A 13,976-nucleotide genomic window follows, 5' to 3' on the forward strand; every position below is an offset into this window, starting at 1 on the left:
CATGGCAGATTACCAGGGTAAAAAAGTCGTTATCATCGGGTTAGGCCTCACTGGCCTCTCCTGCGTGGACTTTTTCCTTGCGCGCGGCGTGACGCCGCGTGTGATGGATACGCGTGTCTCTCCGCCGGGTCTGGACAAACTGCCGGAACAGGTTGAACGCCACCTTGGTGGTCTGAATGATGACTGGCTGCTGGCAGCCGATCTGATTGTCGCCAGCCCGGGTATGGCGCTGGCGCACCCTTCACTGAGCGCTGCTGCGGATGCGGGCGTTGAGATTGTCGGCGATATCGAGCTGTTCTGCCGCGAAGCGCAGGCGCCGGTTATCGCGATCACCGGTTCTAACGGCAAAAGCACCGTTACTACCCTGGTGGGTGAAATGGCGAAAGCCGCAGGCATGAACGTAGGGGTAGGCGGCAATATCGGTCTGCCCGCGCTGATGCTGCTGGACAAAGGCTGCGAGCTGTACGTTCTGGAACTTTCCAGCTTCCAGCTTGAAACCACCTCCAGCCTGCATGCGGCGGCGGCAACGATCCTCAACGTGACGGAAGATCATATGGATCGGTATCCGTTTGGTCTGCAGCAGTATCGCGCGGCCAAGCTGCGTGTTTACGAAAATGCCAAAGTTTGCGTGGTTAACGCCGACGACGCGCTGACCATGCCGGTGCGCGGCGCGGACGAGCGCTGCATCAGCTTTGGTATCACCATGGGTGATTATCATCTGAACCGCCAGCTGGGCGAAACCTGGCTGCGCGTGAAAGGTGAAAAGGTGCTGAACGTGAAGGAGATGAAGCTTTCCGGCCAGCACAACTATACCAATGCCCTGGCGGCGCTGGCACTGGCAGATGCCGTAGGGCTGCCGCGCTCTTCCAGCCTGAAAGCGTTGACCACGTTTTCCGGCCTGGCACACCGTTTCCAGCTGGCGCTGGAGCATAACGGCGTGCGCTGGATTAACGACTCCAAAGCGACCAACGTGGGAAGCACGGAGGCCGCGCTGAACGGTCTGCACGTTGACGGCACCCTGCATCTTCTGTTGGGTGGCGACGGCAAATCCGCTGATTTCTCCTCCCTGAAACAGTACCTCACCGGCGATAACATCCGCCTGTACTGCTTTGGCCGTGACGGCAGCGAGCTGGCTGAACTACGCCCGGAAGTTGCTGAGCAAACTGAAACGATGGAACAGGCGATGCGCCTGATTGCCCCGCGCGTGCAGCCTGGCGACATGGTTCTGCTCTCCCCGGCGTGCGCCAGCCTCGATCAGTTTAAGAATTTCGAACAGCGTGGCGATGTCTTTACCCGCCTTGCGAAGGAGTTAGGTTGATGCGTTTATCTCTCCCTCGCCTGAAAATGCCGCGCCTGCCAGGATTTGGAATTCTGGTGTGGCTGTTTGCGGCGCTGAAAGGCTGGGTGATGGCTTCACGGGATAAAGATTCCGATAGCCTGATTATGTACGACCGCACCCTGTTCTGGCTGACGCTGGGGCTGGCGGCGATCGGCTTTATCATGGTGACGTCGGCCTCTATGCCCGTTGGACAGCGTCTGGCGAACGATCCTTTCCTGTTCGCCAAGCGTGACGGGCTGTACATCATTCTGGCGTTCTGCCTGGCGCTGGTAACGCTTCGTCTGCCGATGGCGTTCTGGCAGCGCCACAGTACCGCGATGCTGATCGCCTCCATTATCATGCTGCTGATCGTGCTGGTTGTCGGGAGCTCCGTTAACGGGGCATCACGCTGGATCGCCTTCGGCCCGCTGCGTATTCAGCCTGCGGAGTTCACCAAGCTTTCGTTATTCTGCTACCTGGCAAACTACCTGGTACGAAAAGTCGATGAGGTGCGTAACAACCTTCGCGGCTTCTTAAAGCCGATGGGCGTCATTCTGGTGCTGGCGATCCTGCTGCTGGCGCAGCCTGACCTCGGGACCGTTGTTGTACTGTTTGTCACCACGCTGGCGATGCTGTTCCTGGCAGGAGCCAAGCTGTGGCAGTTCATCGCCATTATCGGAATGGGAATATCAGCAGTGGTGCTGCTGATCCTCGCCGAGCCTTACCGTATCCGCCGCGTGACCTCGTTCTGGAACCCATGGGAAGATCCGTTCGGTAGCGGTTACCAGCTGACGCAGTCGCTGATGGCGTTTGGCCGCGGTGAAGTCTGGGGGCAAGGTCTGGGCAACTCGGTACAGAAACTGGAGTATTTACCGGAGGCGCACACCGACTTCATCTTCTCCATTATTGGGGAAGAACTGGGTTATATCGGTGTGGTATTAGCGCTTTTAATGGTATTCTTCGTCGCTTTCCGCGCCATGTCGATTGGCCGAAAAGCGCTGGAGATCGATCACCGCTTCTCAGGCTTCTTAGCCTGCTCAATTGGTATCTGGTTTAGCTTCCAGGCGCTGGTTAACGTCGGGGCCGCAGCGGGTATGCTGCCGACCAAAGGTCTGACGTTGCCGCTGATCAGCTATGGTGGTTCGAGCCTGTTGATCATGTCGACGGCCATTATGTTTTTGTTACGCATAGATTATGAGACGCGTCTGGAGAAAGCCCAGGCGTTTACACGAGGTTCACGATGAATCAACCGAAGCGGTTAATGGTGATGGCAGGCGGTACCGGTGGACACGTGTTCCCGGGGCTGGCGGTTGCGCACCATTTAATGGAGCAGGGCTGGCAGGTACGCTGGCTGGGAACCGCAGACCGCATGGAAGCCGATCTGGTACCGAAGCACGGTATTGAGATTGACTTTATTCGTATTTCCGGCCTGCGAGGCAAAGGCCTCAAGGCCATGCTGCTGGCGCCGGTGCGTATTTTTAACGCCTGGCGTCAGGCGCGCACCATCATGAAGCGCTTTAAGCCCGATGTGGTGCTGGGTATGGGCGGCTATGTTTCTGGTCCCGGCGGGCTGGCCGCGTGGTCGTTAGGCATTCCCGTTGTTCTGCACGAGCAGAACGGTATTGCCGGTCTGACCAACAAGTGGCTGGCGAAAATCGCCACCAAAGTGATGCAGGCGTTTCCCGGCGCGTTTCCGAAAGCGGACGTGGTGGGTAACCCGGTGCGCGTCGACGTGCTGGCGCTGCCTCTACCGGATGCCCGCCTGGCGGGACGTGAAGGCCCGGTTCGTGTTTTGGTCGTTGGTGGTTCTCAGGGTGCGCGCATTCTGAATCAGACAATGCCGCAGGTGGCGGCAAAGCTGGGTGATGCCGTGACTATCTGGCACCAAAGCGGTAAAGGCGCTCAGCAGACCGTTGAGCAGGCGTACGCTGATGAAGGCCAGCCGCAGCATAAAGTGACGGAATTTATTGACGATATGGCCGCAGCCTATGCCTGGGCCGATGTCGTGGTCTGCCGCTCTGGCGCGCTGACGGTGAGCGAAATCGCCGCCGCCGGCTTGCCAGCGCTGTTCGTGCCGTTCCAGCACAAAGACCGACAGCAGTACTGGAACGCGCTGCCGCTTGAGAAAGCCGGCGCGGCGAAAATTTTTGAGCAGCCACACTTTACCGCCGATGCGGTCGCCACCACCCTGGCGGGCTGGAACAGAGACGCACTGCTGGAGATGGCGCAGCGCGCGCGCGCTGCCGCTATCCCGGATGCGACAGAACGGGTGGCAAAAGAAGTGAGCCTGGCAGCCCAGGCTTAACCCTCGCAGCGCGTGTTGCGCTGCACGAATTTTAAGTAGTCGATGGCGTTTAGAGAATGAATACACAACAACTGGCAAAACTGCGTTCAATCGTGCCCGAGATGCGTCGCGTCCGGCACATTCACTTTGTTGGCATCGGTGGTGCCGGCATGGGCGGTATTGCCGAAGTGTTAGCTAACGAAGGCTATCAGATCAGCGGGTCTGACCTGGCGCCAAACCCTGTCACGCAGCAGCTGGCGTCGCTTGGGGCGACTATCTATTTCAACCATCGCCCGGAAAACGTGCGCGATGCAAGCGTGGTGGTGGTATCGAGCGCCATCTCCTCTGACAATCCGGAAATCGTTGCCGCGCACGAAGCGCGCATTCCGGTGATCCGCCGCGCAGAAATGCTGGCGGAACTGATGCGGTTCCGTCACGGCATTGCGATTGCCGGTACCCACGGTAAAACCACGACCACGGCGATGGTTTCCAGCATTTATGCGGAAGCGGGTCTCGATCCGACGTTTGTCAACGGCGGTCTGGTGAAAGCCGCAGGCGTCCATGCGCGTCTGGGCCACAGCCGTTATCTGATTGCGGAAGCGGATGAGAGCGACGCGTCGTTCCTGCACCTGCAGCCGATGGTGGCGATTGTCACCAATATCGAAGCTGACCATATGGATACCTACCAGGGCGACTTCGAAAACTTAAAGCAGACCTTCATCAACTTCCTGCACAACCTGCCGTTTTATGGCCGCGCGGTGATGTGCGTGGACGACCCGGTGATCCGCGAGCTGCTGCCGCGTGTAGGTCGTCAAATCACCACCTACGGCTTCAGCGAAGACGCTGACGTCCGCGTGGAAGAGTACAAACAGATTGGTGCGCAGGGGCATTTCACTCTGGCGCGTCAGGACAAAGAGCTGCTGCACGTCACGCTGAATGCGCCAGGGCGCCATAACGCGCTCAACGCCGCAGCGGCAGTGGCTGTTGCGACGGAAGAAGGCATTGATGATGAGGCGATCCTGCGCGCGCTGGAAAGCTTCCAGGGGACGGGGCGTCGCTTCGACTTCCTCGGCGAGTTCCCGCTGGATGCGGTGAATGGTAAGCCAGGTACCGCGATGCTGGTGGACGACTACGGTCACCATCCGACGGAAGTGGACGCGACCATCAAAGCCGCACGCGCGGGCTGGCCGGAGAAGAATCTGGTGATGATCTTCCAGCCGCACCGCTTCACGCGTACCCGCGATCTGTATGACGATTTCGCCAGCGTGCTGTCACAGGTAGATACCCTGCTGATGCTGGATGTTTACGCCGCCGGCGAAACGCCAATTCCAGGCGCAGACAGCCGTTCCCTGTGTCGTACCATCCGCGGGCGCGGTAAAGTTGACCCTATTCTGGTTTCTGACCCGGCACAGGTGGCGGAAATTCTGGCACCGGTCCTGACCGGTAACGATCTCATCCTGATTCAGGGTGCGGGAAATATCGGCAAGATCGCCCGTACCTTAGCTGAAATCAAACTGAAGCCGCAAACCCAGGAGGATGAGCATCATGGCTGATAAGATTGCAGTCCTCTCTGGCGGCAACTCCGCCGAGCGCGAGGTTTCTCTGAATTCCGGCGCTGCCGTGCTGGCGGGCCTGCGTGAAGGCGGCGTAAACGCACATATTGTCGATCCAAAAGAGGTCGACGTGACGCAATTAAAAGCGATGGGCTTCGATAAGGTCTTTATCGCGTTACATGGTCGTGGCGGTGAAGACGGAACCCTGCAAGGGCTTCTGGAGCTGATCGGCCTGCCTTACACCGGCAGCGGCGTGATGGCATCCGCCATCTCTATGGATAAACTGCGCAGTAAGTTACTCTGGCAGGGAGCGGGTTTACCCGTTGCGCCGTGGGTGGCGCTGACGCGCGGCGAATTTGAATTGGGCCTGTCGGACAGCGTTAATACACGCATTGCGGCACTGGGCTTACCGGTTATTGTAAAGCCGAGCAGGGAAGGGTCGAGCGTCGGGATGTCAAAGGTCGATAAAGCTGAAGATTTAACATCTGCTTTAGCGCTGGCATTTCAACACGATGAAGAAGTTCTGATTGAAAAATGGCTCAGCGGGCCGGAATTTACCGTCGCGATGCTTGGAGAAGAAATTTTACCGTCAATTCGCATCCAACCCGCCGGAGTCTTCTATGATTATGAGGCGAAGTATCTCTCTGATGAGACGCAATATTTCTGCCCTTGTGGTCTTGAAGCAGAGCGCGAAGCCGAATTACAGTCCCTGGTGCTTAAAGCCTGGAATGTTTTGGGCTGCAGCGGCTGGGGGCGCATTGATGTGATGCAGGACAATGACGGGCAGTTTTATCTGCTGGAAGCCAATACCTCACCGGGAATGACCAGCCACAGCCTTGTGCCGATGGCGGCGCGTCAGGCGGGAATGAGCTTCTCGCAGTTAGTCGTACGTATTCTGGACCAGGCGGGCTGATATGTCTCAGGCTGCATTGAACACGCGCAACCGCGATGAAGAGGAAGAATATACGTCTTCACGCCGGAGTAATGGAACGCGTCTTGCAGGGATTATTTTCCTGCTCGGGGTGCTGTGCACCGTGTTTATCAGCGGCTGGATGGTGCTGGGCTGGATGGAAGACGCACAGCGGTTGCCGCTGTCAAAGCTGGTGGTGACCGGCGAGCGTCACTACACGCGTAACGATGATATTCGCCAGTCTATTCTGGCGCTGGGATCGCCCGGCACCTTTATGACGCAGGACGTCAATATTATCCAGAGCCAGATTGAACGTCTGCCATGGATAAAACAGGCGAGTGTCAGAAAACAATGGCCTGATGAATTGAAGATTCATCTGGTTGAATATGTGCCCATTGCGCGTTGGAATGATCAGCACATGGTTGACGTAGATGGAAATTCCTTCAGCGTCCCGAGCGATCGTGTCAACAAGCAAAATTTACCGATGTTGTATGGCCCTGAAGGCAGCGAAAACGAAGTATTGCAGGGTTTTCGTGAAATGGGGCAGGTGCTGGCGAAGGACAGGTTTACGTTAAAAGATGCTGCGATGACGGCGCGCCGCTCCTGGCAGCTGACGTTGACAAACGGCATTAAGCTCAACCTGGGACGCGGCGACACAATGAAACGTCTTGCGCGTTTTGTAGAACTTTACCCGGTTTTACAACAGCAGGCGCAGGCGGACGGCAAACGGATAAGCTACGTTGATTTGCGCTATGACTCAGGCGCAGCAGTCGGTTGGGAGCCGGCTCCGGTCGAGGAACCTAATCAGCAACAGAATCAGGCACAGGTACAGGCAGAACAACAATGATCAAGGCGACGGACAGAAAACTGGTAGTTGGACTGGAGATTGGCACCGCGAAGGTTGCCGCTTTAGTAGGGGAAGTTCTGCCCGACGGTATGGTCAATATCATTGGCGTGGGCAGTTGCCCGTCCCGTGGTATGGATAAAGGTGGGGTAAACGACCTTGAGTCGGTGGTGAAATGCGTACAGCGCGCCATCGACCAGGCTGAATTAATGGCAGATTGCCAGATTTCTTCTGTCTATCTGGCCCTTTCTGGCAAGCACATTAGCTGCCAGAACGAAATCGGTATGGTGCCGATTTCTGAAGAAGAAGTGACGCAGGAAGACGTTGAAAACGTTGTGCATACGGCGAAGTCCGTGCGCGTTCGCGATGAGCATCGCGTGCTGCACGTGATCCCGCAGGAATATGCGATTGACTACCAGGAAGGGATCAAGAACCCGGTTGGTCTGTCTGGCGTGCGTATGCAGGCAAAAGTGCACCTGATCACATGTCACAACGATATGGCGAAGAACATCGTAAAAGCCGTTGAACGTTGTGGCCTGAAAGTTGACCAACTTATTTTCGCCGGTCTGGCGGCAAGTTATTCCGTGCTGACCGAAGACGAACGTGAACTGGGTGTCTGTGTGGTCGATATCGGTGGTGGTACAATGGACATGGCCGTGTATACCGGCGGTGCGCTGCGCCACACCAAAGTGATCCCTTACGCAGGGAACGTTGTGACCAGCGATATTGCTTACGCTTTTGGTACGCCACCGAGCGATGCAGAAGCGATTAAAGTACGCCACGGCTGTGCGCTGGGGTCTATCGTTGGTAAAGATGAGAGCGTTGAGGTGCCGAGCGTGGGCGGCCGTCCGCCGCGTAGCCTGCAGCGCCAGACGTTGGCAGAGGTAATTGAGCCGCGCTATACCGAGCTGCTCAACCTGGTCAACGAAGAGATTTTACAGCTTCAGGAACAGCTTCGTCAGCAGGGTGTTAAGCATCATCTTGCGGCGGGGATTGTATTAACCGGCGGTGCAGCGCAAATTGAAGGTCTTGCGGCCTGCGCTCAGCGCGTGTTCCATACGCAGGTGCGTATTGGTGCGCCGCTGAATATTACCGGTTTAACGGATTATGCTCAGGAGCCGTACTATTCAACGGCTGTGGGCCTGCTCCACTACGGGAAGGAATCTCATCTCAGTGGTGAAGCAGAAGTGGAAAAACGCGTCTCAGTGGGGTCGTGGGTCAAACGACTGAACAACTGGCTGCGAAAAGAGTTTTAATTTTTTAAAGAGACCGGAGAGAATTAGCGGTCTCGGGCGACAGGCACAACGGAGAGAGAAATTATGTTTGAACCTATGGAACTGACCAACGACGCGGTGATTAAAGTCATCGGCGTCGGTGGCGGCGGCGGTAACGCCGTAGAGCATATGGTGCGTGAACGCATTGAAGGTGTTGAATTCTTCGCAGTTAACACCGATGCGCAGGCACTGCGTAAAACGGCAGTTGGCCAGACTATCCAGATCGGCGGTGGCATCACCAAAGGGCTGGGCGCTGGGGCTAACCCGGAAGTCGGTCGCAACGCGGCTGAAGAAGATCGTGAAGCCCTGCGTGCTGCACTGGAAGGTGCGGACATGGTCTTCATCGCAGCAGGCATGGGCGGCGGTACCGGTACCGGTGCAGCACCTGTTGTCGCTGAAGTAGCTAAAGATTTAGGTATCCTGACCGTTGCTGTCGTGACCAAGCCTTTCAACTTCGAAGGCAAAAAGCGTATGGCCTTCGCGGAACAGGGTATCACCGAGCTGTCCAAGCATGTGGACTCGCTGATCACCATCCCGAACGACAAACTGCTGAAAGTTCTGGGTCGTGGTATCTCCCTGCTTGACGCCTTCGGCGCAGCAAACGACGTGCTGAAAGGCGCTGTCCAGGGTATCGCAGAACTGATTACCCGTCCTGGCCTGATGAACGTTGACTTTGCAGACGTTCGCACCGTGATGTCCGAAATGGGCTACGCGATGATGGGCTCTGGCGTGGCGAGCGGCGAAGACCGTGCGGAAGAAGCGGCTGAAATGGCTATCTCTTCTCCACTGCTGGAAGATATCGATCTGTCCGGTGCGCGCGGCGTGCTGGTCAACATTACCGCTGGCTTTGACCTGCGTCTGGATGAGTTCGAAACCGTCGGTAATACCATCCGCGCGTTCGCCTCTGACAACGCGACCGTGGTAATTGGTACTTCCCTTGACCCGGAAATGAACGACGAGCTGCGTGTTACCGTTGTTGCGACCGGTATCGGTATGGACAAGCGTCCTGAGATCACCCTCGTGACCAACAAGCAGACTCAGCAACCGGTAATGGATCGTTATCAGCAGCACGGTATGTCTCCTCTGACTCAGGAGCAAAAACCGGCCGCGAAAGTGGTGAACGACCCAACGCCGCAAACTGCAAAAGAGCCAGATTATCTGGACATCCCGGCGTTCCTGCGTAAGCAAGCTGACTAAGAATTGGCTGGAATTTGGGGATTTGCGCTCTTTGTGCTAAACTGGCCCACCGTTAGTGATATACACTCTCGGTTGGATAGTTAATTTGGCGAGATTATACGATGATCAAACAAAGGACACTTAAACGTATCGTTCAGGCGACGGGTGTCGGTTTACATACCGGCAAGAAAGTCACACTGACGTTACGCCCTGCGCCGGCCAATACCGGGGTCATCTATCGTCGCACCGACTTGAATCCACCGGTAGATTTTCCGGCCGATGCCAAATCTGTGCGTGATACAATGCTCTGTACTTGTCTGGTGAACGAGCATGACGTGCGGATTTCTACCGTAGAGCACCTGAACGCCGCCCTGGCGGGGCTGGGTATCGACAACATTATTGTTGAAGTCGATGCGCCAGAAATCCCGATTATGGATGGTAGTGCTGCGCCGTTCGTTTATCTGTTGCTGGATGCCGGCATCGAAGAGCTGAACTGTGCGAAGAAATTTGTTCGCATCAAAGAGACCGTTCGCGTCGAAGATGGCGACAAGTGGGCTGAATTCAAACCGTACAATGGTTTCTCGCTGGACTTTACCATCGACTTTAACCATCCGGCGATTGACTCCAGCACTCAGCGCTACGCGATGAACTTCTCTGCTGATGCGTTTATGCGCCAGATCAGCCGCGCTCGTACGTTTGGCTTCATGCGTGATATCGAATATCTGCAGTCCCGCGGCCTGTGCCTGGGCGGCAGCTTCGATTGTGCCATCGTTGTTGACGATTATCGCGTACTGAACGAAGACGGCCTGCGTTTTGAAGATGAATTCGTTCGTCACAAAATGCTGGATGCGATCGGCGACCTGTTCATGTGTGGTCACAACATCATTGGTGCATTTACCGCATTCAAATCCGGTCATGCACTGAACAACAAATTGTTGCAGGCCGTCCTGGCAAAACAGGAAGCCTGGGAATATGTGACCTTTGAAGACGAAGCGGAACTGCCGCTGGCGTTCAAAGCACCGACTATGGTCCTGGCGTAACGGTTAACGCCGTTTCGTAAGAAAAGCGACTGGTTCACCTGGTACTCTCTCCGACCAGGGAAGCCAGTCGTTTTTATTTCTGCCCTTCTTTGATTTGCCCCTCTACTCCCTGGCCATTGTCGGGTGCCGAATAACGGTGTGTTCGCTGCATTATTGACCGTTTTTACCTGCTGCAAGGTGTCATTCCTGCTGCTGCGTATTGGCTTTAGTGGTAATATCTGGGCGCTAAAAAAGAATAACTGAACTCAGCCTGCACTGGCGGGCGATTGTGGTGGAGCAAGTGAGCGGAATACTGACGCGCTGGCGACAATTTGGCAGACGTTACTTCTGGCCGCATCTCTTATTAGGGATGGTCGCGGCAAGTTTCGGCTTGCCTGCGCTCAGCAACAGTGCGGAAGCGGCGACGCCAGCACGTTCCACGACAACTAAACACGATCTCTCGACGCGGGTTAACTTTACTAATCTCGCGTGGCTTGAAGCCAGCCGTCGTCCTAATTTCTCCGTTGATTACTGGCAGCAGCACGCCATCCGCACGGTTATTCGTCATCTGTCGTTCGCGATGGCGCCGCAGACGATGCCTGTTGCTGAAGAGTCGCTGCCGGTTCAGGCTCAGCACCTTGCCCTGCTCGATACGCTTAATGCGCTTCTGACGCAGGATAACCAGCCGCCTGTAACCGTGAGTCAGACGGCGCAAACCTGGTTTGTTCCTCCTGTATCATTCTCCGTTTCGACATGGATTAGCCAGGTTCACGGCATCCGTGCCGGGCCTCAACGCCTCAGCTAAATTAACCTTTTTCAATACCTTAATTTATCTGCCCGTCTGGGGCGTTTGAGAATTTATTATGCTAATCAAATTATTAACCAAAGTTTTTGGTAGTCGTAACGATCGTACTCTGCGCCGTATGCGCAAAGCTGTAAACGTCATCAACGGTATGGAACCGGCGATGGAGAAGCTCTCTGATGATGAGCTGAAGGCGAAAACCGCGGAGTTCCGTGCACGCCTGGAAAAAGGCGAAACCTTAGAGAGCCTGATCCCGGAAGCTTTCGCCGTGGTGCGCGAAGCGAGCAAACGCGTGTTCGGCATGCGTCACTTCGACGTTCAATTGCTGGGCGGTATGGTGCTTAACGAACGCTGCATCGCGGAAATGCGTACCGGTGAAGGTAAAACCCTGACCGCAACGCTGCCGGCTTACCTGAATGCACTGACCGGTAAGGGCGTTCACGTCGTTACCGTCAACGACTATCTGGCCCAGCGTGATGCCGAAAACAACCGTCCGCTGTTCGAATTCCTCGGCATGACCGTCGGCATCAACATGTCCGGATTGCCGGCACCCGCCAAGCGCGAAGCCTACAACGCGGACATCACCTACGGCACCAACAACGAATACGGCTTCGACTACCTGCGTGACAACATGGCGTTCAGCCCGGAAGAGCGCGTCCAGCGTAAGCTGCACTATGCGCTGGTGGATGAGGTTGACTCCATTCTGATCGATGAAGCGCGTACCCCGCTGATCATCTCCGGCCCGGCCGAAGACAGTTCTGACATGTACCGTAAAGTCGACAAAATCATTCCACACCTGCTGCGTCAGGAGAAAGAAGACTCCGATACCTTCCAGGGTGAAGGCCACTTCTCCGTAGATGAAAAAGCGCGCCAGGTGAACCTGACCGAACGCGGTCTGGTGAAAATCGAAGAGCTGCTGGTGGCTGAAGGCATTATGGAAGAGGGCGAGTCCCTGTATTCCCCGAGCAACATCATGCTGATGCACCACGTGACCGCCGCGCTGCGCGCCCACGCGCTGTTCACCCGCGACGTTGACTACATCGTGAAAGACGGTGAAGTCATCATTGTCGATGAACACACCGGCCGTACCATGCAGGGTCGTCGCTGGTCCGATGGCCTGCACCAGGCGGTGGAAGCGAAAGAAGGCGTGGACATTCAAAACGAAAACCAGACGCTGGCCTCAATCACCTTCCAGAACTACTTCCGTCTGTATGAGAAACTGGCGGGGATGACCGGTACCGCAGATACCGAAGCGTTTGAATTCAGCTCCATCTACAAGCTGGATACCGTGGTGGTGCCAACCAACCGTCCGATGATCCGTAAGGATATGCCGGACCTGGTGTACATGACCGAAGCGGAAAAAATTCAGGCGATCATCGAAGATATTCGCGACCGTACTGCCAATGGTCAGCCGGTTCTGGTGGGGACCATCTCCATCGAGAAATCCGAGGTGGTTTCCAATGAGCTGACCAAAGCAGGCATCAAGCACAACGTTCTGAACGCCAAGTTCCACGCTAAAGAAGCGGACATTGTTGCTCAGGCGGGCTATCCGGCAGCCGTGACCATCGCCACCAACATGGCGGGTCGTGGTACCGATATTATGCTCGGCGGTAGCTGGCAGGCTGAAGTCGCTGAGCTGGAAAACCCAACGCCAGAGCAGATCGAGCAGATCAAAGCCGACTGGCAGGTGCGTCACGACGCGGTGCTGGCATCCGGTGGTCTGCACATCATCGGTACCGAGCGTCACGAATCTCGTCGTATCGACAACCAGCTGCGCGGCCGTGCGGGCCGTCAGGGTGATGCCGGTTCTTCCCGCTTCTACCTGTCTATGGAAGATGCGCTGATGCGTATTTTCGCCTCCGACCGCGTGTCCGGCATGATGCGTAAGCTGGGCATGAAGCCTGGTGAAGCCATTGAGCACCCATGGGTGACTAAAGCGATCGCTAACGCCCAGCGTAAAGTTGAAAGCCGCAACTTCGATATTCGTAAGCAGCTGCTGGAATATGATGACGTGGCCAACGATCAGCGTCGCGCGATCTACACCCAGCGTAACGAACTGCTGGACGTGTCCGACGTGAGCGAAACCATCAACAGCATCCGCGAAGATGTGTTCAAAGCCACCATCGACGCGCATATTCCACCGCAGTCTCTGGAAGAGATGTGGGACGTTGAAGGCCTGCAGGAACGTCTGAAAAACGACTTCGATCTCGATCTGCCAATCAAAGAGTGGCTGGACAAAGAGCCTGAGCTGCATGAAGAGACCCTGCGCGAACGTATCTTTGAAACCGCGCTGGAGGTTTATAAGCGTAAGGAAGAAGTGGTTGGCGCTGAGATGATGCGTCACTTCGAGAAAGGGGTGATGCTGCAAACGCTGGACTCCCTGTGGAAAGAGCACCTGGCGGCGATGGACTACCTGCGTCAGGGTATCCACCTGCGCGGCTATGCGCAGAAAGATCCGAAGCAGGAGTACAAGCGTGAATCCTTCTCCATGTTTGCCTCTATGCTGGAGTCACTGAAGTACGAAGTGATCAGCACCCTGAGCAAGGTTCAGGTGCGCATGCCGGAAGAAGTGGAAGCGATGGAGCAGCAGCGCCGTGAAGAAGCTGAGCGTCTGGCGCAGATGCAGCAGCTGAGCCACCAGACTGACGAAAGCGAAGCCGCAGCAGCGATCGCCGCGCAGACCGGCGATCGTAAAGTCGGTCGTAACGATCCGTGCCCGTGTGGTTCCGGTAAAAAATACAAGGCGTGCCACGGCCGCCTGAGCTAAGAACATAACTAACTGAAAAGGCGCAGATA

11 protein-coding genes are annotated in these 13,976 nt (G+C 56.1%); all 11 read left to right on the top strand.

What is annotated here, in order from left to right; genetic code table 11:
* The first annotated feature begins 1 nt into the window (after position 1).
* The 11 genes from murD to secA all read left to right on the top strand — a co-directional run bounded on the left by murD (position 2) and on the right by secA (position 13,947).
* On the top strand, positions 2-1,318 hold the full coding sequence (gene murD / locus AC2FAJ_RS12245; protein WP_028015507.1) for a UDP-N-acetylmuramoyl-L-alanine--D-glutamate ligase: 1,317 nt from the start codon (positions 2-4) through the stop codon (positions 1,316-1,318).
* Positions 1,318-2,562: a cell division protein FtsW gene (gene ftsW, locus AC2FAJ_RS12250; RefSeq protein ID WP_028015508.1), complete on the top strand. Its 1,245-nt coding sequence runs from the start codon at positions 1,318-1,320 to the stop codon at positions 2,560-2,562. The genes murD and ftsW overlap by 1 nt, the downstream gene beginning before the upstream one ends.
* Complete coding sequence (gene murG / locus AC2FAJ_RS12255) at positions 2,559-3,623, top strand: undecaprenyldiphospho-muramoylpentapeptide beta-N-acetylglucosaminyltransferase (RefSeq protein WP_028015509.1); 1,065 nt, start codon at positions 2,559-2,561, stop codon at positions 3,621-3,623. Before ftsW ends, murG begins: the two co-directional genes overlap by 4 nt.
* Before the next feature lie 56 nt (positions 3,624-3,679).
* Positions 3,680-5,155 (top strand): UDP-N-acetylmuramate--L-alanine ligase, encoded by a 1,476-nt coding sequence (murC, locus tag AC2FAJ_RS12260; protein WP_028015510.1) that lies wholly within the window; start codon positions 3,680-3,682, stop codon positions 5,153-5,155.
* On the top strand, positions 5,148-6,068 hold the full coding sequence (locus AC2FAJ_RS12265; RefSeq protein ID WP_041911244.1) for a D-alanine--D-alanine ligase: 921 nt from the start codon (positions 5,148-5,150) through the stop codon (positions 6,066-6,068). Before murC ends, AC2FAJ_RS12265 begins: the two co-directional genes overlap by 8 nt.
* 1 nt (position 6,069) lies before the next feature.
* Positions 6,070-6,912 carry a cell division protein FtsQ gene (ftsQ, locus tag AC2FAJ_RS12270; protein WP_041911243.1) on the top strand — a complete coding sequence of 281 codons (843 nt, stop codon included), beginning with the start codon at positions 6,070-6,072 and terminating at the stop codon, positions 6,910-6,912.
* Positions 6,909-8,165, top strand: a complete 1,257-nt coding sequence (ftsA, locus tag AC2FAJ_RS12275) for a cell division protein FtsA (RefSeq protein WP_006173845.1) — start codon at positions 6,909-6,911, stop codon at positions 8,163-8,165. Before ftsQ ends, ftsA begins: the two co-directional genes overlap by 4 nt.
* A gap of 63 nt (positions 8,166-8,228) precedes the next feature.
* Positions 8,229-9,380, top strand: a complete 1,152-nt coding sequence (gene ftsZ, locus AC2FAJ_RS12280; protein WP_008501978.1) for a cell division protein FtsZ — start codon at positions 8,229-8,231, stop codon at positions 9,378-9,380.
* 101 nt (positions 9,381-9,481) lie between these two features.
* Positions 9,482-10,399 carry a UDP-3-O-acyl-N-acetylglucosamine deacetylase gene (lpxC, locus tag AC2FAJ_RS12285; protein WP_006810110.1) on the top strand — a complete coding sequence of 306 codons (918 nt, stop codon included), beginning with the start codon at positions 9,482-9,484 and terminating at the stop codon, positions 10,397-10,399.
* Between the two features lie 280 nt (positions 10,400-10,679).
* Entirely contained in the window at positions 10,680-11,183 is a 504-nt protein-coding gene (gene secM / locus AC2FAJ_RS12290; RefSeq protein ID WP_028015513.1) for a secA translation cis-regulator SecM, read from the top strand.
* Between the two features lie 58 nt (positions 11,184-11,241).
* Complete coding sequence (gene secA / locus AC2FAJ_RS12295; protein WP_041911242.1) at positions 11,242-13,947, top strand: preprotein translocase subunit SecA; 2,706 nt, start codon at positions 11,242-11,244, stop codon at positions 13,945-13,947.
* Positions 13,948-13,976 lie beyond the last annotated feature (29 nt).

The sequence above is a fragment of the Enterobacter cloacae complex sp. 385G4 genome, assembly GCF_057320665.1.

What these genes read in the sequence shown, in the direction of transcription:
- AC2FAJ_RS12265 (WP_041911244.1), top strand. Translation starts at nt 5,148, where the DNA reads ATGGCTGATAAGATTGCAGTCCTCTCTGGCGGCAACTCCGCCGAGCGC.
- ftsW (WP_028015508.1), top strand. Translation starts at nt 1,318, where the DNA reads ATGCGTTTATCTCTCCCTCGCCTGAAAATGCCGCGCCTGCCAGGATTT.
- murC (WP_028015510.1), top strand. Translation starts at nt 3,680, where the DNA reads ATGAATACACAACAACTGGCAAAACTGCGTTCAATCGTGCCCGAGATG.
- ftsA (WP_006173845.1), top strand. Translation starts at nt 6,909, where the DNA reads ATGATCAAGGCGACGGACAGAAAACTGGTAGTTGGACTGGAGATTGGC.
- ftsZ (WP_008501978.1), top strand. Translation starts at nt 8,229, where the DNA reads ATGTTTGAACCTATGGAACTGACCAACGACGCGGTGATTAAAGTCATC.
- murD (WP_028015507.1), top strand. Translation starts at nt 2, where the DNA reads ATGGCAGATTACCAGGGTAAAAAAGTCGTTATCATCGGGTTAGGCCTC.
- secA (WP_041911242.1), top strand. Translation starts at nt 11,242, where the DNA reads ATGCTAATCAAATTATTAACCAAAGTTTTTGGTAGTCGTAACGATCGT.
- lpxC (WP_006810110.1), top strand. Translation starts at nt 9,482, where the DNA reads ATGATCAAACAAAGGACACTTAAACGTATCGTTCAGGCGACGGGTGTC.
- ftsQ (WP_041911243.1), top strand. Translation starts at nt 6,070, where the DNA reads ATGTCTCAGGCTGCATTGAACACGCGCAACCGCGATGAAGAGGAAGAA.
- murG (WP_028015509.1), top strand. Translation starts at nt 2,559, where the DNA reads ATGAATCAACCGAAGCGGTTAATGGTGATGGCAGGCGGTACCGGTGGA.